Source organism: Stenotrophomonas sp. STEN046, assembly GCF_056759755.1.
Genome location: NZ_JBRRDR010000001.1, coordinates 17,027 through 40,238, shown reverse-complemented (window position 1 = coordinate 40,238; position 23,212 = coordinate 17,027). Strand labels below are relative to the sequence as shown.

General features: G+C 67.8%; 23 protein-coding genes. All 23 read left to right on the top strand.

Annotated features, from left to right (window positions below; genetic code table 11):
- The first annotated feature begins 8 nt into the window (after positions 1-8).
- Positions 9-386 (top strand): response regulator, encoded by a 378-nt coding sequence (locus ACVOLJ_RS00190; RefSeq protein WP_049460600.1) that lies wholly within the window; start codon positions 9-11, stop codon positions 384-386.
- Positions 383-1,891 carry a sigma-54 dependent transcriptional regulator gene (locus tag ACVOLJ_RS00185; RefSeq protein WP_475279902.1) on the top strand — a complete coding sequence of 503 codons (1,509 nt, stop codon included), beginning with the start codon at positions 383-385 and terminating at the stop codon, positions 1,889-1,891. The genes ACVOLJ_RS00190 and ACVOLJ_RS00185 overlap by 4 nt, the downstream gene beginning before the upstream one ends.
- A 206-nt stretch (positions 1,892-2,097) precedes the next feature.
- Positions 2,098-2,514 (top strand): hypothetical protein, encoded by a 417-nt coding sequence (locus ACVOLJ_RS00180; RefSeq protein ID WP_481563108.1) that lies wholly within the window; start codon positions 2,098-2,100, stop codon positions 2,512-2,514.
- A 457-nt stretch (positions 2,515-2,971) separates the two neighbouring features.
- Entirely contained in the window at positions 2,972-3,337 is a 366-nt protein-coding gene (fliE, locus tag ACVOLJ_RS00175) for a flagellar hook-basal body complex protein FliE (RefSeq protein WP_303639075.1), read from the top strand.
- Positions 3,338-3,349: 12 nt separating this feature from the next.
- Positions 3,350-4,996, top strand: coding sequence for a flagellar basal-body MS-ring/collar protein FliF (fliF, locus tag ACVOLJ_RS00170; RefSeq protein WP_475279900.1), 1,647 nt, complete (start codon positions 3,350-3,352; stop codon positions 4,994-4,996).
- A 10-nt stretch (positions 4,997-5,006) separates the two neighbouring features.
- Positions 5,007-5,993 carry a flagellar motor switch protein FliG gene (gene fliG, locus ACVOLJ_RS00165; RefSeq protein ID WP_475279917.1) on the top strand — a complete coding sequence of 329 codons (987 nt, stop codon included), beginning with the start codon at positions 5,007-5,009 and terminating at the stop codon, positions 5,991-5,993.
- A complete protein-coding gene (locus ACVOLJ_RS00160; protein WP_481563107.1) occupies positions 5,990-6,631 on the top strand; it encodes a FliH/SctL family protein in 642 nt (213 codons plus the stop codon). The genes fliG and ACVOLJ_RS00160 overlap by 4 nt, the downstream gene beginning before the upstream one ends.
- Positions 6,628-8,025 carry a FliI/YscN family ATPase gene (locus ACVOLJ_RS00155; protein WP_475279898.1) on the top strand — a complete coding sequence of 466 codons (1,398 nt, stop codon included), beginning with the start codon at positions 6,628-6,630 and terminating at the stop codon, positions 8,023-8,025. The genes ACVOLJ_RS00160 and ACVOLJ_RS00155 overlap by 4 nt, the downstream gene beginning before the upstream one ends.
- A complete protein-coding gene (fliJ, locus tag ACVOLJ_RS00150; RefSeq protein ID WP_481563106.1) occupies positions 8,022-8,489 on the top strand; it encodes a flagellar export protein FliJ in 468 nt (155 codons plus the stop codon). Before ACVOLJ_RS00155 ends, fliJ begins: the two co-directional genes overlap by 4 nt.
- Complete coding sequence (locus tag ACVOLJ_RS00145; protein WP_481563105.1) at positions 8,489-9,664, top strand: flagellar hook-length control protein FliK; 1,176 nt, start codon at positions 8,489-8,491, stop codon at positions 9,662-9,664. Before fliJ ends, ACVOLJ_RS00145 begins: the two co-directional genes overlap by 1 nt.
- Positions 9,665-9,836: 172 nt before the next feature.
- On the top strand, positions 9,837-10,352 hold the full coding sequence (locus tag ACVOLJ_RS00140) for a flagellar basal body-associated FliL family protein (protein ID WP_475279895.1): 516 nt from the start codon (positions 9,837-9,839) through the stop codon (positions 10,350-10,352).
- Between the two features lie 10 nt (positions 10,353-10,362).
- Positions 10,363-11,367, top strand: a complete 1,005-nt coding sequence (fliM, locus tag ACVOLJ_RS00135) for a flagellar motor switch protein FliM (RefSeq protein ID WP_475279894.1) — start codon at positions 10,363-10,365, stop codon at positions 11,365-11,367.
- A complete protein-coding gene (gene fliN / locus ACVOLJ_RS00130) occupies positions 11,364-11,699 on the top strand; it encodes a flagellar motor switch protein FliN (RefSeq protein WP_089241007.1) in 336 nt (111 codons plus the stop codon). The genes fliM and fliN overlap by 4 nt, the downstream gene beginning before the upstream one ends.
- On the top strand, positions 11,696-12,103 hold the full coding sequence (fliO, locus tag ACVOLJ_RS00125) for a flagellar biosynthetic protein FliO (protein WP_481563104.1): 408 nt from the start codon (positions 11,696-11,698) through the stop codon (positions 12,101-12,103). Before fliN ends, fliO begins: the two co-directional genes overlap by 4 nt.
- 1 nt (position 12,104) lies before the next feature.
- A complete protein-coding gene (fliP, locus tag ACVOLJ_RS00120; protein WP_481563103.1) occupies positions 12,105-12,884 on the top strand; it encodes a flagellar type III secretion system pore protein FliP in 780 nt (259 codons plus the stop codon).
- Between the two features lie 109 nt (positions 12,885-12,993).
- Positions 12,994-13,263 (top strand): flagellar biosynthetic protein FliQ, encoded by a 270-nt coding sequence (locus tag ACVOLJ_RS00115; RefSeq protein WP_005413254.1) that lies wholly within the window; start codon positions 12,994-12,996, stop codon positions 13,261-13,263.
- A 16-nt stretch (positions 13,264-13,279) separates the two neighbouring features.
- Entirely contained in the window at positions 13,280-14,071 is a 792-nt protein-coding gene (gene fliR, locus ACVOLJ_RS00110; protein WP_475279891.1) for a flagellar biosynthetic protein FliR, read from the top strand.
- A gap of 224 nt (positions 14,072-14,295) precedes the next feature.
- Positions 14,296-16,428, top strand: a complete 2,133-nt coding sequence (locus ACVOLJ_RS00105; protein WP_475279890.1) for a putative bifunctional diguanylate cyclase/phosphodiesterase — start codon at positions 14,296-14,298, stop codon at positions 16,426-16,428.
- A 127-nt stretch (positions 16,429-16,555) separates the two neighbouring features.
- Positions 16,556-17,686, top strand: a complete 1,131-nt coding sequence (gene flhB / locus ACVOLJ_RS00100; RefSeq protein WP_475279889.1) for a flagellar biosynthesis protein FlhB — start codon at positions 16,556-16,558, stop codon at positions 17,684-17,686.
- Positions 17,683-19,788 (top strand): flagellar biosynthesis protein FlhA, encoded by a 2,106-nt coding sequence (gene flhA / locus ACVOLJ_RS00095; RefSeq protein ID WP_481563102.1) that lies wholly within the window; start codon positions 17,683-17,685, stop codon positions 19,786-19,788. The genes flhB and flhA overlap by 4 nt, the downstream gene beginning before the upstream one ends.
- Positions 19,789-19,933: 145 nt before the next feature.
- The gene (flhF, locus tag ACVOLJ_RS00090; RefSeq protein ID WP_481563101.1) at positions 19,934-21,565 is read left to right on the top strand and encodes a flagellar biosynthesis GTPase FlhF; all 1,632 of its coding nucleotides are present in this window, start codon (positions 19,934-19,936) and stop codon (positions 21,563-21,565) included.
- Positions 21,552-22,439 (top strand): MinD/ParA family ATP-binding protein, encoded by an 888-nt coding sequence (locus ACVOLJ_RS00085; RefSeq protein WP_176020780.1) that lies wholly within the window; start codon positions 21,552-21,554, stop codon positions 22,437-22,439. The genes flhF and ACVOLJ_RS00085 overlap by 14 nt, the downstream gene beginning before the upstream one ends.
- On the top strand, positions 22,436-23,179 hold the full coding sequence (locus ACVOLJ_RS00080; RefSeq protein ID WP_475279886.1) for an RNA polymerase sigma factor FliA: 744 nt from the start codon (positions 22,436-22,438) through the stop codon (positions 23,177-23,179). The genes ACVOLJ_RS00085 and ACVOLJ_RS00080 overlap by 4 nt, the downstream gene beginning before the upstream one ends.
- Positions 23,180-23,212: the final 33 nt, after the last annotated feature.

The window sequence follows — 23,212 nt, the reverse complement described above, 5'->3', positions numbered from 1 at the left end:
TGTTGGACATGAACAAGCTCACAGTCCTGCTGGTCGATGACCACGAGGGCTTCATCAACGCGGCGATGCGCCATTTCCGCAAGATCGACTGGCTGCAGATCGTCGGCAGTGCCGGCAACGGCCTGGAAGCGATCGAGCGCTCGGAGAGCCTGCGCCCGCAGGTGGTGCTGATGGACCTGGCGATGCCGGAGATGGGCGGCCTGCAGGCTACCCGCCTGATCAAGTCGCAGGACGATGCACCCTACATCGTGATCGCCAGTCACTTTGATGACGTCGAGCACCGCGAACACGCGCTGCGCGCCGGCGCCGACAACTTCGTCAGCAAGCTGTCCTACATCCAGGAAGTGATGCCGATCCTGGAAGGCCTCAGGGAGGATCGGTCGTGAGCGAATCGCGCATCCTGGTACTGGACAACGACGCCGTGCGTGCAGAACGCACCGTGGCGCTGCTGGAATTCATGGATTTCAACCCGCGCTGGGTGTCCGACGCGGCCGACTTCGACCTGGGCCGCCAGCGCCAGAACGACTGGATGGCGGTGATCGTCGGCAGCCTGGACGACAGCGCCGCCAGCACCGCGCTGTACGCCTGGCTGGGCGGCAGCAGCCTGCCACCGCCGGTACTGCTGGCCGATGGCGATGCGGCAGCGTTCGCCCACCAGCATGGCCTGCATGAAGCCAACATCTGGCCGCTGGAGGCGCCATTGCGCCACGCGCAGATGGAAGCGCTGCTGCGCCGCGCCAGCCTGAAGCGCCTGGACGCCGAGCACCAGGCCGGTGCCGTGCAGGAACAGGGCCCGACCGGCAACGGCGCGGCAGTCAGTGCGCTGCGCACGATGATCGATCAGGTAGCGGCCTTCGACACCACCGTGCTGGTACTGGGCGAGTCGGGCACCGGCAAGGAAGTGGTCTCGCGCAGCATCCATCAGCGCTCGCCGCGCCGCGATGGGCCGTTCGTGGCGATCAACTGCGGCGCCATTCCCGCCGAACTGCTGGAAAGCGAACTGTTCGGTCACGAAAAGGGCGCGTTCACCGGTGCGCTGAGCGCGCGCAAGGGACGCTTCGAAATGGCCGAGGGCGGCACCCTGCTGCTCGATGAGATCGGCGACATGAGCCTGCCGATGCAGGTCAAGCTGCTGCGCGTCCTGCAGGAACGCAGCTTCGAGCGCGTCGGTGGCAACCAGACCATCCGTTGCAACGTGCGGGTGATCGCTGCGACCCATCGCGATCTGGAAAGCCGCATCGCCGATGGCAAGTTCCGCGAGGATCTTTTCTACCGCCTCAACGTGTTCCCGATCGACGTGCCGGCCCTGCGCGAGCGCTGCGAAGATCTGCCGGCGCTGGTGGAAACCATCGCCACGCAGCTGGCCCGTACCGGTCGTGGCGAAGTGCGCTTCACCCCCGAGGCACTGCAGGCACTGGCCAGCTACGAATGGCCCGGCAACGTACGCGAACTGACCAACCTGGTCGAACGCCTGGCGGTGCTGCATCCGGGTGGCTCGGTGCGCGTGCAGGATCTGCCGGCGCGCTATCGCGGCGATGCCGCGCTGGCTGCAGTGGCCGTGCCCGCCGCAGCAGCGTCGGTGGCCGTCAACGAAGAACGCCTGGACCTGCGCAGCTTCTCCTTCCACACCCCGGGCAGCGGCAACCAGCCGTCGCTCGAACACGGTATCGAGGTCAATCGCGCGTCGGCCCCGGCAGCACTGCCGGACGACGGCCTGGATCTGCGCAACCACATGGCCAACATCGAACTGGGCCTGATCAACGAAGCACTGGAACGCACCCAGGGCGTGGTCGCCCACGCCGCCCAGCTGCTCGGCCTGCGCCGCACCACCCTGGTGGAAAAGCTGCGCAAGTACGGTATTGAACGCGAGCCGGCCGAACTGGCCAGCTGAGGCGCGTAACCAGCATGAAGGGGGCACGAACGCCTGGGCTTGCCCGGGCGTTGGTGTTTGTGGACAGCCACACCCAACCGGTAGATCCACGCCACGCGTGGATGGGGTTGGCCAGGCAGAAGCAACGCACCGCATCTGCAAGTTTTCCTACAGACAGGGCCGACGCATTGCGGAGCATGGCAGGAACTTCCCAACGAGGTTCCGCCATGCATCGCCTTACCCTGCTTGCCGCCCTGCTCTGCCCGGCCCTTGCCAGCGCCGCCGACTGCACCCTGCCCACCACGCTGGACCAGCGCCAGTTCACCAACCTCAGCGACCCGCTGTACCAGCCAGACAATCCCAATGCCGGACGCATGGTGCAGGTCAGCTTCGCCGGCAGCCAGTACGTGCTGGACATCCTCGGCACCGATCTCCGCATCGGCGGCAGCTACCACTACCAGCGCCTGACCCCGCATATCGCGGAAATCCAGATGACCGAAGCCCACCCAGCCGGCCCCACCCACTACACCTTGCTGCTGACCTGCCAGACCAATCACCAGGGCCGTTTCATCTACACCCAGCACGACGGCCCGATCGCACCGTGCCAGCGCCAGAATTCCGGCCGCTGGACCCTGCAGTCCTAGGCCAGAAAACCGACGCCGGTTAAATGGCGCGTTACACGCCCCAGGAGCAGCATCCACGCATGGCGTGGATCAAGCGTGTCGACCAAGGTCGACACCTACCAAGAACAGCGTGCCGACCAACGGTCGGCACCCACCATAAGCAGCAGGTTTCAACAGCTCGCAGGAAACCGTCGAAGGCGGGGTGGGTCCGGTTGCGGGGGTATCCGCGCCGTGGATGGCGCGGCTAAGCCTCCAGGGATGGATTCACGGCGTCCCCCGCCGCCGGCCCCCCCCCGCCACCCCACGGATAGCCCGCTTTTGACGTTGACGTTGACGTTGACCTTGATTCGGCGGGTGCAGGGCGCAGCCCTGCCAGCACACCCACACCCTCACCTCACTGAATCGAAAAGCGATTTCGGCACGGCACTTGCACTGCTTCCAGCAGATACCCCCATCCCTGTTTCTGGAACCGTTGCAGATGTCCCACTCCGTCACTTCGATCCTTTCCCAGATCCGCTCCTATCAGACCCAGATGGGACAGCCAGCGCTCAACCCGCTGGCCGAAGCGCCGCGTAGCAATGCCCTGCCGGGCACGGTGCTGGATGCGCCGCAGGTCCAGCCTGCCAGCTTCACCGAAACCCTGCGTGGGGCGATTGCCGGCGTCAACGACGCGCAACAGAAATCCGGCGCATTGGCCAAGGCCTTCGAGCTCGGCGAGCCCGGTGCCGACCTGGCCAAGGTGATGGTCGCCTCGCAACAGTCCCAGATCGCCTTCCGCGCCACCGTGGAAGTCCGCAACCGTCTCGTCCAGGCTTACCAGGACGTGATGAACATGCCGCTGTAAGGATAGAACCGCATGGCCCTGTCGCTCTCCAAGGAATCCCTGAACGCTGAAAAGGCGGGCCAGTGGTTCGATCGGCTGCAAAGCCTGCAGATCACCCGTCGGCTCGGACTGATGGCGATGATCGCCGTGGCCGTGGCGGCCGGGCTGTTCGTGTTCTTCTGGTCGCAGAAGCCGGGCATGGTTCCGCTGTATACGGGGCTGGACCAGAAGGCCACCGCTGAGGCGACCGACCTGCTGCGTGCCGCGCAGATTCCGTTCCAGCTGGACCCGGCGACCGGTGGCATCACCGTGCCGGAGAAGAACCTGCACGATGCACGCCTGAAGCTGGCCGGCTCGGGCCTGACCGACAGCGGCAAGCTGGGCTTCGAGCTGATGGAGCGCGACCCCGGCTTCGGTGTCAGCCAGTTCGTGGAAAGCGCGCGCTACCAGCACGCGCTGGAAACCGAGCTGTCGCGCACCATCAACACACTGCGCCCGGTGCGTGATTCGCGCGTGCACCTGGCCATTCCCAAGCCCAGCGCGTTCACCCGCCAGCGCGACGTGGCCAGTGCCTCGGTCACCCTCGAACTGCGCGGTGGCCAGCAGCTGGAACGCAGCCAGGTCGATGCGATCGTGCACATGGTGGCCGCGGCCATCCCCGATCTGGCACCGGAACGGGTGACCGTGGTCGACCAGAGCGGGCGCATGCTCAGCGTCAGCGACCCGAACAGCGAAGCGGCCGTCAACGCTGCCCAGTTCGAACAGGTACGCCGCCAGGAAACCTCGTTCAACCAGCGCATCCGTGAACTGCTGGAGCCGATGACCGGCCCCGGCCGGGTCAATCCGGAAGTAAGCGTGGACATGGATTTCTCGGTCACCGAGGAAGCCCGTGAGCTGTACAACGGCGAGCCGCAGAAGCTGCGCAGCGAGCAGATGAGCGAGAACAGCAGCAGCACGCCGGGCCCGCAGGGCGTACCGGGTGCCACCAGCAACAGCCCGCCGGGCCAGGCCGCTGCACCGGCAACCGCACAGACCCCGACCGAAAGCAGCAAGAACGCGACCCGCAACTACGAGCTGGACCGCACCCTGCAGCACACCCGTCAGCCGGCTGGCCGCATCAAGCGTGTGTCGGTGGCGGTGCTGGTGGACAACGTGCCGCGCGCCGGCGCCAACGGCAAGGTCGCGCCGCAGCCGCTGTCGGCCGCCGAGCTGACCCGGGTCGAAGCTCTGGTCAAGCAGGCGGTGGGCTTCAGCGCCGAGCGCGGCGACACCGTGTCGATCATGAACGCCCCGTTCGTGCGCGATACCACCCCGGTGGAAGGCCCCGCCTGGTGGGAGCTGCCGTGGGTGCACGATGCCGGCCGCATGCTGCTGGGTGCGCTGGTGGTGCTGGCCCTGCTGTTCGGCGTGCTGCGTCCGGCACTGCGCGGCATTACCGGGCAGAGCAAGAAGAACGACGATCTGGCGCTGGAACCGCATACCGCGGACGTGCAGCTGGTCGATGACGATGGCACCCCGTTGCCGGCGCTGGGCGCCGACCGGGCCAGCCTGGGCGGGCCGGAAGCATTGGCCCTGCCGGTGGATTCTTATGAGGAACGACTGCGGATGGCGCGTGAAGCCGTGAAGACCGACTCCAAGCGTGTGGCCCAGGTGGTCAAGGGCTGGGTGGCCAATGACTGAGGTCGCACCACTGACCGGTGTGCAGCGTGCTGCAGTGCTGCTGCTTTCGCTGGGTGAACTGGACGCGGCCGAAGTGCTGCGCCACATGGAACCCAAGGAGGTGCAGAAGATCGGCATCGCCATGGCCACCATGTCCGACATCACCCGCGAGCAGGTGGAACGGGTGATGGATCAGTTCAGCAACGAACTGGGATCGAAGACCTCGCTCGGCGTGGGTTCGGACGACTACATCCGCAACATGCTGGTGCAGGCGCTGGGCAGCGAGAAGGCCGGCAACCTGATCGACCGCATCCTGCTGGGCCGCAACACCACCGGCCTGGACGCGCTGAAGTGGATGGACCCGCGTGCGGTGGCCGACCTGGTGCGCAACGAGCATCCGCAGATCATCGCGATCGTGATGGCGCACCTGGAAACCGACCAGGCCGCCGACGCACTGAAACTGCTGCCCGAACGGACCCGCGTGGACGTGCTGCTGCGCATCGCCACCCTCGATGGCATTCCGCCCAACGCACTGAACGAACTCAACGAGATCATGGAGCGCCAGTTCGCCGGCAACCAGAACCTGAAGTCGTCCAACATCGGCGGCGTGCAGTGTGCGGCCAACATCCTCAACTTCATGGACAGCGGCCAGGACCAGGCCATCCTTGGCGAGATCGCGCGCATCGACGCACCGCTCAGCGGCCGCATCCAGGACCTGATGTTCGTGTTCGACGATCTGGTGGACCTGGACGACCGCGAGATGCAGCTGGTGCTGCGCGAAGTCAGTGGCGAACGCCTGGGCCTGGCCCTGCGCGGCGCCGACATCAAGGTGCGCGACAAGATCACCCGCAACATGTCCCAGCGCGCGGCCGAAATCCTGCTCGAAGACATGGAAGCACGCGGTCCGGTGCGCCTGTCCGACGTGGAAGTGGCGCAGCGCGAGATCCTGGCCATCGTCAAGCGCATGGCCGATGAAGGCACCGTCACCATCGGTGGCAGCGCGGAGGCCATGCTGTGAGCAACGTCGTGCGCTGGCTTGCCCCGGACCTGCTGGCCCAGCCCGAACCGGTGCTGGAGCAGGACGACACGTTCGAACTCACCGAGCCGGACCCGGAGCACGAGCCGGAGCCGCCGCTGCAGCTGCCCACGCTTGAAGAGATCCAGGCGATCCAGGACAGCGCCGAGAAGGAAGGTTTCGACCACGGCCACGCCGAAGGCTTCGGCCAGGGCCAGGCCGAGGTCCGTCGCCTGGTAGCGCAGATCGAAGGCATCCTGGACAACTTCGGGCGCCCGCTGGCGCGCCTGGAAAACGAAGTGGTGGGTGCACTCGGCGAGCTGGCGGTGCGCATTGCCGGCGCCCTGGTCGGGCGCGCCTATGAAGCCGACCCGGCATTGCTGGGGCAGCTGGTGGGTGAAGCGATCGACGCCGTGGGCGGCAGCAACCGCGAGGTGGAAGTGCGGCTGCATCCCGATGACATCACCGCCCTCGCCCCGCTGTTGACCCTGTCGCCACAGCAGCGCCTGGTGCCCGACACCAGCCTGACCCGTGGCGACCTGCGCGTGCATGCCGAAGCAGTACGCATCGACGGCACGCTGGAAGCCCGCCTGCGCGGCGCGCTGGATGCAGTGATCCGCCAGACCGGAGCCAGCGCATGAGCACCGCAGCACAAGCATCCTCGGCGCCGGCCGACTGGTCCGTTGCCCGCAACCTGCGCCTGGCCAACCGGCTGGACGGCCTGAAAGTGGATACCGCGCACGGCCGTGGCCTGATCCGCGAAGGCGTGCTGCGCCGCGCGGTCGGCCTCACCCTGGAAGCGGTCGGCTGTGAAGCCCCGCTCGGTGCCAGCTGCAAGGTGGAAGTGGTCGACGGCGGCTGGGTCGATGCCGAGGTGGTCGGCTTTGCCGGCGAACGCACCTACCTGATGCCCAGCGCCGAGCTGCATGGCCTGCTGCCCAATGCACGGGTAGTGCCCTCGGCCCGCCGCGGCGGCGTGGAAGTGGGCGAAGGCCTGCTTGGCCGCGTCATCGACAGTGACGGCGTGCCGCTGGACGGCAAGGGTCCGATCCGTGCTGAAGGCCACGTCGGCATGGCCGGCGTGTCGATCAATCCGCTGGCGCGCGAGCCGATCACCCAGCCGCTGGACGTGGGCGTGCGCGCGATCAATGCGTTGCTGCCGATCGGTCGTGGCCAGCGTGTCGGCCTGTTCGCCGGTTCGGGCGTCGGCAAATCGACGCTGCTGGGCATGATGACCCGCTACACCGCTGCCGATGTGATCGTGGTCGGCCTGATCGGTGAGCGTGGCCGCGAAGTGCGCGATTTCGTCGAAAGCACGCTGGGCGAGGAAGGCCTGCGCCGCGCGGTGGTGGTGGCCAGCCCGGCCGACCGACCGCCGCTGGCTCGCCTGCACGGCGCCTACCGCGCAACCGCCATCGCCGAATGGTTCCGCGACCAGGGCTTGAACGTGCTGCTGCTGATGGATTCGCTGACCCGTTTCGCCCAGGCGCAGCGCGAGATCGGCCTGTCGGTGGGTGAACCGCCCACCACCCGCGGTTATCCGCCCTCGGTGTTCGCCAAGCTGCCGGCCCTGGTCGAACGCGCGGGCAACGGGGCCAAGGGCCGCGGTTCGATCACCGCGTTCTACACCGTGCTGACCGAAGGTGACGATCCGCAGGATCCGATCGCCGACGCCGCACGCGCCATCCTCGATGGCCACATCCTGCTCTCGCGCCGCGTGGCCGACAGCGGCCTGTACCCGGCCATCGACGTGGAATCGTCGGTCAGCCGCGTGGTCACCGAAATTGCCGACGAACCGTGGCGCCTGCGCATCCGCAAACTGAAGCGGCTGGTCTCGGCCTATTCGGCCAACCGCGACCTGATCGCCATCGGCGCCTACCAGCGCGGCAACGATGCGGCCACCGACGAAGCCCTGGAACGCTGGCCGGAAATCATGGAGTTCCTTGGCCAGGACGTGGCCAAGGCCGCAGATCTACCGCACAGCCAGGCGGCGTTGCAACGCCTGGTGGAACAAGAGAATGAGAGGCTGTCATGATCCAGTCCAAGCGCTTCGACCCGTTGCTGAAGCGGGCCCAGGAACACGAGGATGCCGTCGCCCGCGATCTGGCCGAACGCCAGACCGTGCTCGACACCCATCTTTCGCGGCTGGATGAGCTTCGGCGCTACGCCGAGGAATACGCGAACGCGCAGATGGCCGCCACCAGCCCGGCGCAGCTGTTGAACCGCCGTGCCTTCCTGGACCGGCTGGACAGCGCCGTGGAGCAGCAGCAGCAGACCGTCAACGGCAACCGTGAAAAAGTCGAAGCCGAGCGCGCGCGCCTGATCCTGGCCAGCCGTGACAAGGCCGTGCTGGAACAGTTGGCGGCCAGCTATCGCGCCCAGGAAAAGGTGGTGACCGACCGCCGCGACCAGCGCGAGATGGACGACATCGGCGCACGCCGTGCACGCCTGGCGCAGACCGAAGGCCAGGACGATGGCGAACAGGGAGGCCGGTCGTGATGCCTTCCGCGCTGAGCAGCAACCCCACTGCCCCCACCCCCGGCGGCAGTGGCAACGGCCCGGCCGCAGGCGGCTCGCGCAGCCCGGCCGGCAAGGATTTCGGGCAGATGCTGCAGGGCGGTTCCGCCTCTGCCGGCACCACCAGCTCCCCGGCAAAGCCCGGCGCCGGCAAAACCCCCACAACGGCAAGCACCAGTGGCTCCAGCCCCGATGGCGATGCCAGCAAGGCCGGCCCGGGCCCTGCCGACAAGGACCCGGCGCTGACCGACCCGACCTCGGCCACGCCCGCTGCACCGGCACCGCCTGCGGCCGCCGCCGACAAGGACACCCCTGCCAGCGCGGAGGATGCGCCCTGGCCGCCGCTGGGACTGGCCGGCCTGGTGCTGGCTGTGCCCACCGGCGTGGACCCCGCCCCGCTGCCGCCACCGGCCGCTGGGGGCGATGCCGAGGCCAGCGGATTGCCCGCAGGCACTGCAACGCTTCCGGCGACGGCGCTGGCAAACAGCGCATCCGCAGGCACCCCGGCAACGGCAGCCAACGCCCCGGCAGCACCTGCTGCCGGCGACGGCGAGACTGCCGACCTGCCCTTGCCCGAACTGATGAAGGGCACCACGGCACTGGATCGCGTCGACGACGCCGATGGCCTGCAGATCGGCGACCGCGCACCGCCTGCTCCGCTGCAACCGCCGCTGCCCGCTGCCCTGCAGGATCTGAAGGCCGCGCTGGCCAGCAACACCGTCTTCAACGGCGAGCCCACGCCGAAGCCGGTGCTGGGCGACGATGGCTTCGACCAGGCCATCGGCGCACGCGTGGGCTGGCTGGCCGACCAGAAGATCGGCCATGCCCATATCCGCCTCAACCCGGAAGATCTGGGACCGGTGGATGTGCGCCTGCAGATGAACGGCGACAAGGTCCATGCCAGCTTCAGCAGCCCGCATGTGGACGTGCGCCAGGCACTGGAAAGCAGCCTGCCGCGCCTGCGTGAACTGCTGGGTGAGCAGGGCTTCCAGTTGGCCCATGCCGATGTCGGCCACCAGCACAGTGGCGAAGGCAGCGCGGGCAGCCAGGGCGGCGGCAGCGCGCGCGGTGGTGACGGAGAACCGTCACTGGGCGACACCACGGTGTCGGCATCGCAGTTGATCCGCCAGCGCGGGCTGCTCGACGCCTACGCCTGACCGCGGTAGCGCCGGGCCATGCCCGGCGAGCGCCAGGCGCGCACATCTTCCGCCGGGCATTGCCTGGCGCTACCGATGCAGGCCTCCGACGGAATTCCGTCGCACCCCTCCCCGCCCGCTGCGGCACACCCCTTGCATATCCCGGTGAAGCAACCCTCAGGAGCTTCACCCCGTGGCCGCAGCCGCTGACAAAACCAAGAAGACCGCCGACAAGGACAAGACCGCCAAGCCGCGCAGTCCGATCCTGATCACCGCACTGGTCGCCGTGCTCGCCGCCGGTGCCGCCGGTGGCGGCGTCTGGTTCTTCACCCAGTCCAAGCACGACGACAAGACCGCCCCGGCGCCGAAGAAGACCGCTACCCCTGCCCCGGCCCAGTATTTCGCGCTGGAGCCGGCATTCGTGGTCAACCTCAACGGTTCGGTCGATGGCCCGCGCTACCTGCAGGTGGAAGTGCAGCTGATGACCCGTGACCCGGCCGCGCTGGAGGCGATCAAGACCCACGCCCCGGCCATCCGCGCGCGCCTGCTGATGCTGTTCTCGCAGGTCAGCCCGGACCAGATCGCCGATATCGCCGGCAAGCAGAAGCTGCAGGCCGATTCGCTGGCTGAAGTGCAGAAAGTGCTGAAGGCCGAGACCGGCAGCAACGGTGCCGACGACCTGCTTTTCACCAGTTTCGTGACCCAGTAAGGGCGCCCCGATGAATGACCTGCTGTCCCAGGATGAGATCGATGCCCTGTTGCATGGCGTGGACAGTGGCGCGGTCGAAACCGAGCCGGATGCCCCGACCGGCGAGGCGCGCTCCTACGATTTCGCCAGCCAGGACCGCATCATCCGCGGTCGCATGCCGACCCTGGAAATGGTCCACGAGCGCTTCGCACGCCTGTGGCGGATCGGCCTGTTCAACCTGATCCGGCGATCGGCCGAACTATCGGTGCGTGGCATCGAACTGATCAAGTTCAACGACTACATGCACTCGCTGTATGTGCCGACCAACCTGAACCTGATCCGTTTCAAGCCGCTGCGCGGCACCGGCCTGATCGTGTTCGAACCCACGCTGGTGTTCGCCATCGTCGACAACTTCTTCGGCGGTGACGGGCGCTACCCCACCCGCATCGAAGGCCGCGAGTTCACCGCCACCGAAATGCGGGTGATCCACCTGCTGCTGAAGCAGACCTTCGCCGATCTGCGCGAAGCATGGGCGCCGGTGATGGAAGTGGACTTCGAGTACATCAACTCGGAGATCAACCCGCACTTCGCCAACATCGTGACGCCGCGCGAGTACGTGGTGGTATGCCGCCTGCATGTCGAACTCGACGGTGGTGGCGGCGACATCCACGTGACGCTGCCGTACTCGATGCTCGAGCCGATCCGCGAGCTGCTCGACGCCGGCATCCAGAGCGACCGCAACGACCGCGATGAAAGCTGGGGCCGCACCCTGCGCGAACAGCTCAACGTGGCCGAAGTGACCCTGTCCAGCGTGCTGGCCAGCAAGCGCATGACCCTGCGCGACCTGACCCGGCTGAAGGTCGGCGACATCCTGCCGATCGATCTCAGCCCGCAGGTGCCGCTGTGCGTGGAGAACATCCCGGTGTTCACCGGCGAGTTCGGCGTCGCCAACGGCATGAACGCCGTAAAGATCACCGCTACCCATCCGCCGGGCACCCGCCCGCGCGTACCCGTCATCCAGGAAGACCCGCAATGAACGATATCGACGCCCTCGAACCGACCCCGGCCCAGTTCAGCAGCCTGCAGGCCGATGAGGCGACCGGCCCGGATTTGAACCTGGACGTGATCCTGGACGTACCGGTGACGCTGTCGCTGGAAGTCGGCCGTGCCCGCCTGCCGATCCGCAACCTGCTGCAGCTCAACCAGGGCTCGGTGGTGGAACTGGAGCGCGGCGCCGGTGAATCGCTGGATGTGTTCGTCAACGGCACCCTGATCGCACACGGCGAAGTGGTGGTGATCAACGACCGCTTCGGCGTGCGCCTGACCGACGTGGTCAGCCCGAGCGAGCGGATCCGGAGACTGCGTTGATCCTGCTGCTCGCCACCGCACAGGCCGCGGCGAAGACCTCGCCGCAGATCGGCCAGCATGCCGCCGCCGCACCCAGCCTGTTCGGTGCGGTGCTGGCCCTGCTGGCGGTGCTGGCCCTGGTCATCGGCCTGGGCTGGCTGCTCAAGCGCCTGCCCGGCAGCGGCTTCCGCCCGGCCGAAGGCATGAAGCTGGTGGCCAGCCTGAATGTCGGTGCCAAGGAGCGCGTGGTGGTGGTCGAAGTGAACGGCCAGCAGCTGCTGCTGGGCGTTACCGCTGGCGGCATCAACACCCTGCACACCCTGTCCGAACCACTGCCGCCGCCCGCGCCGGTACGCGTGCCGGACTTCAAGAACCTGCCGAATTTCGCCCAGCTGCTGCAGCAGCGGCTGCGCAAGGACCCCTGACATGCGTGTGACCCGTTCCCGTCTTGCCACCGTGATGCCGTGGCTGACCCTGATCGCCCTGTGCCTGCTGCCTGCGCTGGCGTTCGCCGCGCCGGGCGCGCCGACCACGCCGCTGCCGGACATCAACGTCGGCAAGATCGGCGGCGCGCCGGTCAGCCTGCCGCTGCAGACCCTGCTGCTGATGACGGCGATCACCCTGATCCCCTCGATGCTGCTGGTGCTGACTTCGTTCACCCGCATCATCATCGTGCTGGGCCTGCTGCGGCAGGCACTGGGCACCGGGCAGACGCCGTCCAACCAGGTGCTGCTGGGCCTGGCCCTGTTCCTCACCGCGATGATCATGCTGCCGACCTGGGACAAGGCCTGGAGCACCGGCATGGCGCCCTACCTCAACGGTGAGATCGACTTCCAGACCGCCTGGACGCTGACCACCACGCCGCTGCGTGCCTTCATGCTGGCGCAGATCCGCGAGACCGACCTGATGACCTTCGCCGGCATCGCCGGCCATGGCACCTACGCCAATCCCGATGCGATCCCGTTCCCGGTACTGGTCGCTTCGTTTGTCACCAGCGAACTGAAAACCGCCTTCGAGATCGGCTTCCTGATCTTCATTCCGTTCGTGATCATCGACCTGGTGGTGGCCAGCGTGCTGATGTCGATGGGCATGATGATGCTGTCGCCGATGCTGGTATCGGCACCGTTCAAGATCCTGCTGTTCGTGCTGGTCGATGGCTGGGTGCTGACCGTCGGCACGCTGGCGGCCAGCTTCAATCCTGCGTGATCGCAGGGGCCGCCGAGCATGGCTCGGCGCTACACACGCGCGGATGGGCATTGCCGGCCGCCGCATTGACCACCGCCGGGCACGGCCCGGCGCTACCGATGGAAAGACGATGTCTCCCGAACTTGCCTTGACCGAACTGCGTGGTGGCCTGATCACCGTGCTGTGGGTGGCTGGCCCGCTGCTGCTCACCGTACTGGTGGTCGGCGTCGTGGTGGGTGTGGTGCAGGCTGCGACCCAGCTCAACGAGCCGACCATTGCGTTCGTGGCCAAGGCCGCCGCGCTCACCGCCGTGCTGTTCGCGCTGGGCAGCCTGCTGATCGGCCACCTGGTCGAGTTCACCACGCTGCTGTTCCAGCGCATCCCGCATCTGATCGGCTAGACGGAAGCGCACGCTGATGGATGCCGCCACCCAGATGGCCGCCGATGGGCTGAACGCCTTCGGCATGATCGGCACCGTGCTGTGGACCATGCTGCGCATCGGTGCGGTGGCCATGGCCATGCCGATGATCGGTACCCGCGCGGTGCCTGCGCGCGTGCGCGTGGTGCTGGCCGGTACCCTGGCCATCGCGCTGGCGCCACTGCTGCCGCCGGTGCCGGACTGGACCGGTTTCGACGCCGCCACCGTACTGACCATCGCCCGCGAGCTGGCCATCGGCGTGGCCATCGGCTTCGTGCTGCGGCTGGTCTTCGAAGCCGGCGCACTGGCCGGCGAGCTGATCGCACAGGGTACCGGCCTGGCCTTCGCACAGATGAGTGACCCACTGCGGGGTGGCACCTCGGGTGTCATCGGGCAATGGTTCTACCTGCTGTTCGGGCTGCTGTTCTTCACCGCCAACGGCCATCTGGCGCTGATCTCGCTGGTGGTCGACAGCTACCGCGCGCTGCCCATCGGCGCGCCCCTGCCCGACCCGCACGCCTTCTTCAGCATCGCCCCCACCTTCCTGCTGACCGTGCTGCGCGGCGCGCTGACCCTGGCCATTCCGCTCACGGTGGCGATGCTGGCGGTCAACCTTGCCTTCGGTGTGCTGGCCCGCGCTGCGCCGGCGCTGAACCCGATCCAGCTGGGCCTGCCGGTCTCGCTGCTGCTGGGGCTGTTCCTGCTGACCCTGCTGGTCGGCGAGATGGGGCCACCGGTGCAGCGCTTGTTCGATGCCGCCTTCCAGGCCGCCGACGCGGTCACACACTGACCCGATCATCGCGTCCGTGCATGCGCCCGTTGTAGCGCCGAGCGCAGGCTAGGCGCTACAACGGCGGGATTTCACGTTTTGCCGCTTGCCGTCCCCCCCGGTGCCCGCGTTAGAGTGAATGGGCAGCGACCAGGGGGACGCTGCAACCGGCGGCCCAGGCCGCTTGCCTTACGCATGCCCCACCGTAGTTTTTCCGTTGACAGGCAGGTCCGGGAGACTGACGAATGCTGGTAGGCACGTACAACCCATGGTTGGTGGCCACCTCGCTGCTGGTTGCAGTGCTGGCGTCCTACACCGCACTGGCGATGGCCGGGCGCACGGTCACCGCGCCTGGAAAAGGCGCAACCTGGTGGTGGCGCCTGGGCGGTGGATTTGCGATGGGGCTGGGCATCTGGTCGATGCACTTCATCGGCATGCTCGCCTTCGACCTGCCCATTCCGCTGGGCTACGACCTGCCGATCACCCTGCTGTCGCTGGCCCTGGCGATCGGCTCATCGGTGTTCGCGCTGTGGCTGGTCTCGCTGCGCACCCTGCCGCACGGCCGCCTGGCCGGTGGCGCGCTGCTGATGGGCAGCGGCATCGCCGGCATGCATTACGTCGGCATGGCCGCCATGCGCATGCAGCCGGGCATCGACTATGACCCGGTGTGGCTGTTCCTGTCGCTGCTGGTGGCGGTGGCCGCCTCGTGGGTGGCGCTGTACGTGGCCTTCCGCCTGCGCGCGCAGCACACGCGCAGTGTCGACCGGCTGGCGGCTGCCGGCCTGCTCGGCCTGGCCATCGTCGGCATGCACTACACCGGCATGGCCGCCGCACGCTTTCCGGAAGGCAGTGTCTGCGGTGCGGCGGTGGGCGATGGCCTGCAGAACAACTGGCTGGCAATGCTGGTGGTGCTGCTGACCGTGGCGATCCTGGCGGTGGTGCTGGTGGTGTCCTGGCTCGACCAGCGGGTGGAAGCGCAGCTGCTGCGACTGCGCAACTCGCTGCTCAGCACCTCGCTCACCGATGCGCAGCAGGAACTGACCCAGGCCGCGTTGCACGACCCGCTCACCCGGCTGCCGAACCGGCTGCTGCTGCAGCGGCGCATCGTGCAGGCCCTGGCCGAAGCCGAACAGGGTGGCAGCCGCTTTGCGGTGATGTTCATGGACCTGGATGGCTTCAAGCAGGTCAATGATGCCTACGGCCACCAGGCCGGCGATGCGCTGCTGGTGGCGGTGGCCGAACGTACCCGGCAGCTGCTGCGCCCGCACGACCTGTTGGCGCGGCTGGGCGGCGATGAGTTCGTGCTGGTCGTGCGCATCGAGCAGGACGAAGACCTGCCCACGCTGGCCCGGCGCATCCTGCAGGCGGTGGGCAGCGGCCCGCTGCTGCCGGACAACGAACTGCAGGTGACCGCCAGCATCGGCGTTGCGATCTGCCCCGACCACGCCGCCAGCGAACGCCAGCTGATGGCCTTCGCCGATGCCGCGATGTACCAGGCCAAGGAGTCCGGCCGCAACGCGTTCGTGCTGTTTGCCGACTGGATGAATGACAGTGCCGAGCAGCAGTTCCGCCTGCTGGCCGACCTGCGCCGGGCCATCGGCAGCGAACAGCTGTTCCTGCACTACCAGCCCAAGATCCGCGTTGCCACCCAGAAGGTGGCCGGGGCCGAAGCGCTGATCCGCTGGCGCCATCCCGAACATGGGCTGATCCCGCCGGACCGGTTCATCCGCCTGGCCGAACGCAGCGGCGCCATCAACGAAATCGGTCGCTGGGCGCTGGACCAGGCCTGCCAGCAGCTGCGCCGCTGGCACGACGCCGGGCATGACGGCTGGTCGATGTCGGTGAACCTGTCGCCGGTGCAGTTCAGCTCGCCACACCTGCTGCAGGACGTGCGCGAGGTGATCGAACGCTACAGCGTCGCCCCGCGCAACCTGGTGCTGGAGATCACCGAGAGCACGGTGATGCGCGATACCGATACCAGCCTGCGCCTGCTGCAGAGTTTTTCCGCGCTGGGCGTGGGCATCTCCATCGATGATTTCGGTACCGGCTACTCCAGCCTGCTGTACCTCAAGCGCCTGCCGGCCACTGAAATCAAGATCGACCACGCCTTCGTGCGCGACCTGGAGCACAGCGCCGAGGACGTGGTGATCGTATCGGCGATCGTGGCGCTGGGCCACGCGCTGGATATGGACATCGTGGCCGAGGGCGTGGAAACCGCCGCCCAGCGCGCCTATCTGGAACGCCTGGGCTGCGACTACCTGCAGGGCTTCCTGCTGGGCCGCCCGGTCGACGCTGCCCGCTTCATGCAGCTGCACGACCTGCCGCGGCCACGGGTGGAGCTGGCACAGAGCCCGCCGCCGGGCGATCCCGCCCGGTAGCGCCGGGCCATGCCCTGGCAGGTGCCAACCTTGGTTGGCACATCCCATCGGCGCCGGGAAACCCGCCGGCCGCCGTCACGGAACACTTCTTGCACGCGCCCTGGCATCTCCTGCCGTAGTGCCCGTGATGTCCGAGAACGAATCCGCCGGCGAAAAAACCGAACAACCGACAGAAAAACGCCTGCGCGATGCCCGTGAACAGGGCAACCTGCCGCGCTCGCGCGAGCTGGGCACGGCCGCCGTGTTCGGCGCCGGCGTGATCGCGGTGATGGCCACCAGCGGCTCGATGGCCAGCGGCGCGCGCGCCTGGATGAAGCAGGCCCTGAGCCCGCCACAGAGCCTGCGCCAGCACCCGCAGGAGCTGTTCGGCCACTTCGGCGACCTGCTGCTGCAGCTGATGTGGGTCATCACCCCGCTGGTGCTGGTGTGCCTGCTGGCCAGCTTCGTGGCACCGCTGGTGATGGGCGGCCTGCGCTGGTCGGCCAAGGCAATGATGCCCGACATCAACCGCATGAACCCGATGTCCGGCCTCAAGCGCCTGTACGGCGCCGAGGCCGTCGCCGAATTTGCCAAGTCACTGCTGCGCATCGCCTTCGTCGGCGTCGCCGCCGGCATGGTGGTCTGGACCGGCTTCAATACCCTGCGCGGCCTGATCCACCAGCCGCTGGAAACCGCCATCGGCGATGGCCTGGGCTTCACCCTGCGGCTGCTGCTGGCCACCGCCGGCGCCATGCTGGTGCTGGCCGCCATCGACGCGCCGTACCAGCGCTGGAACTGGATGCGCAAGCTGAAGATGACCCGCGAAGAACTGCGCCGGGAAATGAAGGAAAGCGAAGGCAGCCCGGAAGTGAAGGGTCGCATCCGCCAGCTGCAGCAGCAGATGGCCAACCGCCGGATGATGGAAGCGGTGCCGAGCGCCGACGTGGTGGTGGTCAACCCCACCCACTATGCGGTGGCACTGAAGTACGAAGGCGGCGCCATGAACGCCCCCACCGTGGTCGCCCTGGGCGTGGATGAAACCGCCCTGCGCATCCGTGAAGTGGCCGACGGCAACAAGGTCGCCATCGTCTCCGCCCCGCCTTTGGCACGCGCCTTGTATCGGGAAGGCCAACTCGGCAAGGAAATCCCCGTGAGACTGTATTCAGCCGTCGCCCAGGTCCTCTCTTACGTCTACCAGCTGCGCAGCTGGCGGACCGGCCCGATGCCGTCCGCGCCGCAGATCGCGGTGGATGAATTCGGCAACGGGGGTCGCCCATGAACGCGCAGACCTCCGGCTTCAACACCCGCCGCGCGCTGGAGATGATCCGCCAGGGCCTTGGCGCGCCGCTGATCGTGCTGGCCCTGCTGGCCATGGTCGTGGTGCCGCTGGCCGCGCCGGTGCTGGATGCACTGTTCACCTTCAACATCGCCATCTCGCTGATGGTGCTGCTGGCGGTGGTCTACGTGAAGCGCCCGCTGGACTTCACCATCTTCCCGATCGTGCTGCTGATCACCACCATGCTGCGGCTGGCGCTGAACGTGGCCTCCACCCGTGTCATCCTGCTCAACGGCCAGAACGGCCACGATGCAGCCGGCAAGGTCATCGCCGCCTTCGGCGAGTTCGTCATCGGCGGCAACTACGCGGTCGGCATCGTGGTGTTCGCGATCCTCACCATCATCAATTTCGTGGTCATCACCAAGGGTGCCGGCCGCGTCTCGGAAGTGACCGCACGCTTCATCCTCGACGCGATGCCCGGCAAGCAGATGGCGATCGACGCCGACCTCAACGCCGGTTTGCTGACGCGTGAAGAAGCCAAGCTGCGCCGCGAGGAGGTCCGCGAGGAAGCCGACTTCTACGGCGCGATGGACGGCGCCAGCAAGTTCATCCGCGGCGATGCCATCGCCGGCATCCTGATCCTGTTCATCAACATGCTCGGCGGCCTGGCCGTCGGCGTGCTGCAGCATGGCATGCCCTTCGGCGATGCTGCCGCCACCTACACCCTGCTGTCGATCGGTGACGGCCTGGTGGCGCAGCTGCCGGCGCTGCTGGTCTCCAGCGCGGTGGCCATGCTGGTCACCCGCGCCTCGCGTTCGCAGGACATGGCCCAGGCCATGAGTGGCCAGGTGTTCGGCCAGTACCGTGCGCTGGCCATCACCGCCGGCATCCTCGGCGTGGTCGGCCTGGTGCCGGGCATGCCCAACGTCGCTTTCCTGACGCTGGCCGTGATCCTCGGCTTCATCGCCTGGAAGGTGTACCGCAAGGGCCAGGCACCGGCCGCCGATGCCGGCGCCAGCAACAATGATGCCGCCGCGCTCAACGCGCTGGGCCGCCCCGCCGCGCCGGCGCCGACCGCCGAACTGAGCTGGGACGAACTGCGCCCGGTCGATCCGTTGGGCCTGGAGGTCGGCTATCGACTGATTTCGCTGGTGGACAGCAACCAGGGCGGCGAGCTGATGGCGCGCATCAAGGGCGTGCGCCGCAAGCTGACCCAGGATGTCGGCTTCCTGATTCCCTCGGTGCATATCCGCGACAACCTGGAACTGCCGGCCAACGGCTACCGCGTGCTGGTGCATGGGGTGCCGGTGGCCACCGCCGAGATCCACCCGGACCGCGAACTGGCGCTGGACCCCGGCAGCGCGCTGGGCCCGCTGGAGGGCATTGCCGGCAAGGACCCCGCCTTCGGCCTGGATGCCACCTGGATCCAGCCGCACCAGCGCGCCCAGGCCGAGACCATGGGTTACACCGTGGTCGACCCGGCCACCGTGGTGGCGACCCACCTTTCGCACCTGATCCGCGAACACGCCCCGGAACTGCTCGGCCACGAGGAAGTGCAGCACCTGCTGGCCAACCTGGCCAAGAGCGCACCCAAGCTCGTCGAAGATCTGACACCGAAGGCATTGCCGCTGTCGGCGGTGGTGCGTGTGCTGCAGAACCTGCTGATCGAACGCATTCCGATCCGCCAGCTGCGCAAGATCGCCGAAGCGCTGGTGGAACACGCCCCGCACAGCCAGGACCCGGCCGTGCTGACCGCCGCCGTGCGCACCGCACTGGGCCGCTTCATCGTGCAGGAGATCGCCGGAATGTCGGCGGAGCTGCCGGTGTTCACCCTCAACCCGCAATTGGAACGTGTCTTGCAGGAGTCCACGCAGGGCAACGGCGCCGCGCTGGAACCCGGACTCGCTGAGCGACTGCACCAGAGCCTGGCCGAATGTGTCAGCAAGCAGGAAGCCAAGAATGAGCCGGCGGTCGTGCTGGTGCCGGGCCCGGTACGTTCCGCGCTGGCCCGCCTGGTCCGCCACAGCGTTCCGTCGCTGTCGGTCCTGGCCTACAGCGAGGTGCCGGAAGACAAGCGTCTGAAGCTGGTTGGAACGATCAGCTGACGCCGGCGTCCGATGCGCCAGAAAACAGACACCACTTACACACCGCAGCAACAGACAGATTCCAAGGGGAACCCGAACCGTGCAGACCACCGACCATCCGCGTTCTCCGACCGCCACTCCGCCGACTTCGTCCCGTGACCACAGCATGAAAATCAAACGATTCGTCGCCGCCGACATGCGCTCGGCCATGAACCTGGTGCGCAAGGAACATGGTCCTGACGCCGTGATCCTGTCCAACCGCCGGATCGAGGAAGGCATCGAGATCGTGGCCGCCGCCAACTACGATGAAAGCGCGGTGCAGCGCGCCCTTGAAGCATCGCGCCGCGAGGTGGCCCCGCCGCCGCCGCCGAAGCCGCGCACCGCCGCCGATGCGGTGATTGCCGCGGTCACCCGCCGTCGCAGCAGCAGCCCGTCACCGGAACCGGTGGCCGCTACCACCTCGGCCGTTGCGGCCCTGGCCCGCGCCGCCGTCGGCGCTACCGGCCGCACCCTGGACAGCGCCGACGAGATCGTGCCGACTCGTGGCAGCACCGGCTTCGCCGCCACCCTGGCGCGCGCCGCCGTCAATGAATCGACGCTGCCGGAACAGATCTTCGCTCCCTTCGCCGAAGCCATCGTGGCACCGCCGGCCGCGGCTCCGGCGCCGCCGGCGGCGCCAAGCAACCGCGCGCGCTTCCAGATCGATCCGCCGCTGGAAGACCCGGCCCCGGCCCCGGCCATCTCGCCGCCGCCGTTGCCGGTCGCCGCAGCACCGGTCATGTCGCACCACGAAGACGAGCCGGCACCGGTTGCCGTGCAGCCGCAGGACCTTGCACCGGCACCGCTGCCTGCGCTGGCACCGGCGCCCGCACTGACCCTGGTGGCCCAGGACGACGCCGAGATCCGCCACCTGCGCCAGGAAGTGGCCGGCATGCGCCAGGTGATCGAGCGCGAGATGAACCGCTTCACCGATGAGCGCCTGCGTGGCTGCCCGGTGCGCGCCACCGCGCTGGACCTGATGGATGAGTACGGCTTCGACGCCGGCATCGCCCGCGACGTGGCCATGCAGATTCCGCTGGAAACCGAAGCCCATCGCGGCCGCGGCCTGATGCTGGGGCTGATCTCGCGCAAGCTGCCGATTGCCCCGGTCGACCCGATGGAGGAAGGCGGGGTGATCGCCCTGGTCGGCCCCACCGGCGCCGGCAAGACCACCACCATCGCCAAGCTGGCCTCGCGCTTCGCCGAAGCCCATGCGGCCCGTGACGTGGCCCTGGTCACCACCGATACCCTGCGCATCGGCGCCCGCGAACAGTTGTACGGCTACGGCCGCCAGCTTGGCATTGCGGTGCACGAAGCCAACAGCGGCACCGACCTGGACCAGCTGCTGGAACGCCTGAAGGACTACAAGCTGGTGCTGATCGACACCGCCGGCCTGGGCCCACGCGACCGTGCACTGGCCGCCCAGCTGCAGTGGCTGCGTGCCGCCCGCCAGGTCCGCACCCTGCTGGTGCTGCCGGCCAACACCAGCTTCGGCGACATGGACGAGGTGGTGCGCCGCTTCGGCGCGGCCAACCTGCAGGGCCTGGTGCTGAGCAAGCTGGACGAGACCGGCCGCTTCGGCAACGCCCTTTCCGTAGCCGTGGACCACAAGCTGCCGATCACCTGGGTGACCGATGGCCAGGACGTTCCCGACGACCTGCACCGGGCCAGTGCGGCCAATCTTGTACTTCGCCTTGAAGATTTGCGCCGCGCGGCCGATATGCCCTGCAACCCGGAGTTGAACCATGCCGTCGCGTGAGTACGCCAAGCTGACCACCACCTTCCCGCTGACGGCGACCCGCAGCGAGCCGCTCGGCCCTGTGCGCACCATTGCCGTGACCGGCGGCAAGGGCGGCGTGGGCAAGACCAACGTGTCGGCCAACCTGGCCGTGGCGCTGGCCGGCATGGGCAAGCGCACGCTGCTGCTGGACGCCGACCTGGGCCTGGCCAACATCGACGTGATCCTGGGCCTGAACCCGACCAATACCCTGGCTGACCTGGTCGCCGGCCGCTGCAGCCTGGACGATGTGATCATCGAAGGCCCCAACGGCGTGCTGGTGGTGCCGGCCGCATCCGGCCGCCGGCACATGGCCGAGCTGGCCCCGGCCGAGCACGTGGGCCTGGTCAACGTGTTCTCCGAGCTGGAACGCGAGCTGGACATCATGGTGGTGGACACCGCAGCCGGCATCAACGATGGCGTGCTGACCTTCTGCCAGGCCGCGCAGGACACCGTGGTGGTGGTCTGCGATGAGCCGGCCTCGATCACCGATGCCTACGCACTGATCAAGGTGCTGTCGCGCGAACGTGGCGTGGACCGCATCCAGGTGGTGGCCAACATGGTGCGCGACCCCAACGAAGGCCGCGTGCTGTACGAGAAGCTGACCCGGGTCTGCGAGAAGTTCCTGGCCGATGTCTCGCTGAACTACCTGGGCTGCGTGCCGCAGGACGATTGGCTGCGCCTGTCGGTGCAGCGCCAGCAGCCGGTGGTGAAGGCCTACCCGTCCAGCCCGTCGGCGCTGGCGATCACCGAGATCGCCCGCCGGACCGCACGCTGGCAGGCACCGACCGAACCGCGCGGTGGCGTCGAATTCTTCCTCGAGCGCATCATCAAGCAGCGTGGGGTGGCCGCATGAAAGGCGCCGCTCAATACAGGGAAGTCCAGCGCACTGCGGCCAATGAAGTCATTGCCCAGCACTCGGACCTGGTGCGGCGCATCGCCCATCACCTGGCCGCCCGCCTGCCGGCGAGCGTGGAAGTGGATGACCTGATCCAGGCCGGCATGATGGGCCTGATCGAGGCCTCGCGCAGCTACGACGCCGACCAGGGTGCATCGTTTGAAACCTACGCCTCGATCCGCATCCGTGGCTCGATGATCGATGAGATCCGCCGCGGCGACTGGGTGCCGCGTTCGGTGCACCGCCGCGCCCGCGACGCCGCCGCCACCATCCGCCGCCTGGAACAGAGTACCGGCCGTGCCGCCAGCGCCACCGAAGTGGCCGCTGCAATGGAAATGCCGCTGCCCGAATACCTGCGGCTGATGGAGGACGCCTCGCGCGGCCAGGTGCTGAGCCTGGAATCACGCATCGAAGACCAGGGCGAACTGGACACCATCGCCCAGGGCGGGCCGACCCCGCAGCAGGTGCTGGAGCGCGGTGAATTCGGCCGCGAACTGGGCAATGCCATCGGCCTGCTGCCCGAGCGCGAACAGCTGGTGCTTTCGCTCTACTACGAGCAGGAACTGAACCTGAAAGAGATCGGCGCGGTGCTCGGGGTGAGCGAGTCACGCGTCTGCCAGATCCACGGCCAGGCCGTGCTGCGCCTGCGCGGCCGCCTGAAGGTCTTCGAAGCCGCCGATGCCGGCCTTGAACAATGAACATGATCGGGGCGGCCGACGCCGGCCCCGAGA

What these genes read in the sequence shown, in the direction of transcription:
- ACVOLJ_RS00190 (WP_049460600.1), top strand. Translation starts at nt 9, where the DNA reads ATGAACAAGCTCACAGTCCTGCTGGTCGATGACCACGAGGGCTTCATC.
- ACVOLJ_RS00180 (WP_481563108.1), top strand. Translation starts at nt 2,098, where the DNA reads ATGCATCGCCTTACCCTGCTTGCCGCCCTGCTCTGCCCGGCCCTTGCC.
- fliE (WP_303639075.1), top strand. Translation starts at nt 2,972, where the DNA reads ATGTCCCACTCCGTCACTTCGATCCTTTCCCAGATCCGCTCCTATCAG.
- fliF (WP_475279900.1), top strand. Translation starts at nt 3,350, where the DNA reads ATGGCCCTGTCGCTCTCCAAGGAATCCCTGAACGCTGAAAAGGCGGGC.
- ACVOLJ_RS00155 (WP_475279898.1), top strand. Translation starts at nt 6,628, where the DNA reads ATGAGCACCGCAGCACAAGCATCCTCGGCGCCGGCCGACTGGTCCGTT.
- fliJ (WP_481563106.1), top strand. Translation starts at nt 8,022, where the DNA reads ATGATCCAGTCCAAGCGCTTCGACCCGTTGCTGAAGCGGGCCCAGGAA.
- ACVOLJ_RS00145 (WP_481563105.1), top strand. Translation starts at nt 8,489, where the DNA reads ATGCCTTCCGCGCTGAGCAGCAACCCCACTGCCCCCACCCCCGGCGGC.
- fliM (WP_475279894.1), top strand. Translation starts at nt 10,363, where the DNA reads ATGAATGACCTGCTGTCCCAGGATGAGATCGATGCCCTGTTGCATGGC.
- fliN (WP_089241007.1), top strand. Translation starts at nt 11,364, where the DNA reads ATGAACGATATCGACGCCCTCGAACCGACCCCGGCCCAGTTCAGCAGC.
- fliP (WP_481563103.1), top strand. Translation starts at nt 12,105, where the DNA reads ATGCGTGTGACCCGTTCCCGTCTTGCCACCGTGATGCCGTGGCTGACC.
- ACVOLJ_RS00115 (WP_005413254.1), top strand. Translation starts at nt 12,994, where the DNA reads ATGTCTCCCGAACTTGCCTTGACCGAACTGCGTGGTGGCCTGATCACC.
- fliR (WP_475279891.1), top strand. Translation starts at nt 13,280, where the DNA reads ATGGATGCCGCCACCCAGATGGCCGCCGATGGGCTGAACGCCTTCGGC.
- ACVOLJ_RS00105 (WP_475279890.1), top strand. Translation starts at nt 14,296, where the DNA reads ATGCTGGTAGGCACGTACAACCCATGGTTGGTGGCCACCTCGCTGCTG.
- flhB (WP_475279889.1), top strand. Translation starts at nt 16,556, where the DNA reads ATGTCCGAGAACGAATCCGCCGGCGAAAAAACCGAACAACCGACAGAA.
- flhA (WP_481563102.1), top strand. Translation starts at nt 17,683, where the DNA reads ATGAACGCGCAGACCTCCGGCTTCAACACCCGCCGCGCGCTGGAGATG.
- flhF (WP_481563101.1), top strand. Translation starts at nt 19,934, where the DNA reads ATGAAAATCAAACGATTCGTCGCCGCCGACATGCGCTCGGCCATGAAC.
- ACVOLJ_RS00085 (WP_176020780.1), top strand. Translation starts at nt 21,552, where the DNA reads ATGCCGTCGCGTGAGTACGCCAAGCTGACCACCACCTTCCCGCTGACG.
- ACVOLJ_RS00080 (WP_475279886.1), top strand. Translation starts at nt 22,436, where the DNA reads ATGAAAGGCGCCGCTCAATACAGGGAAGTCCAGCGCACTGCGGCCAAT.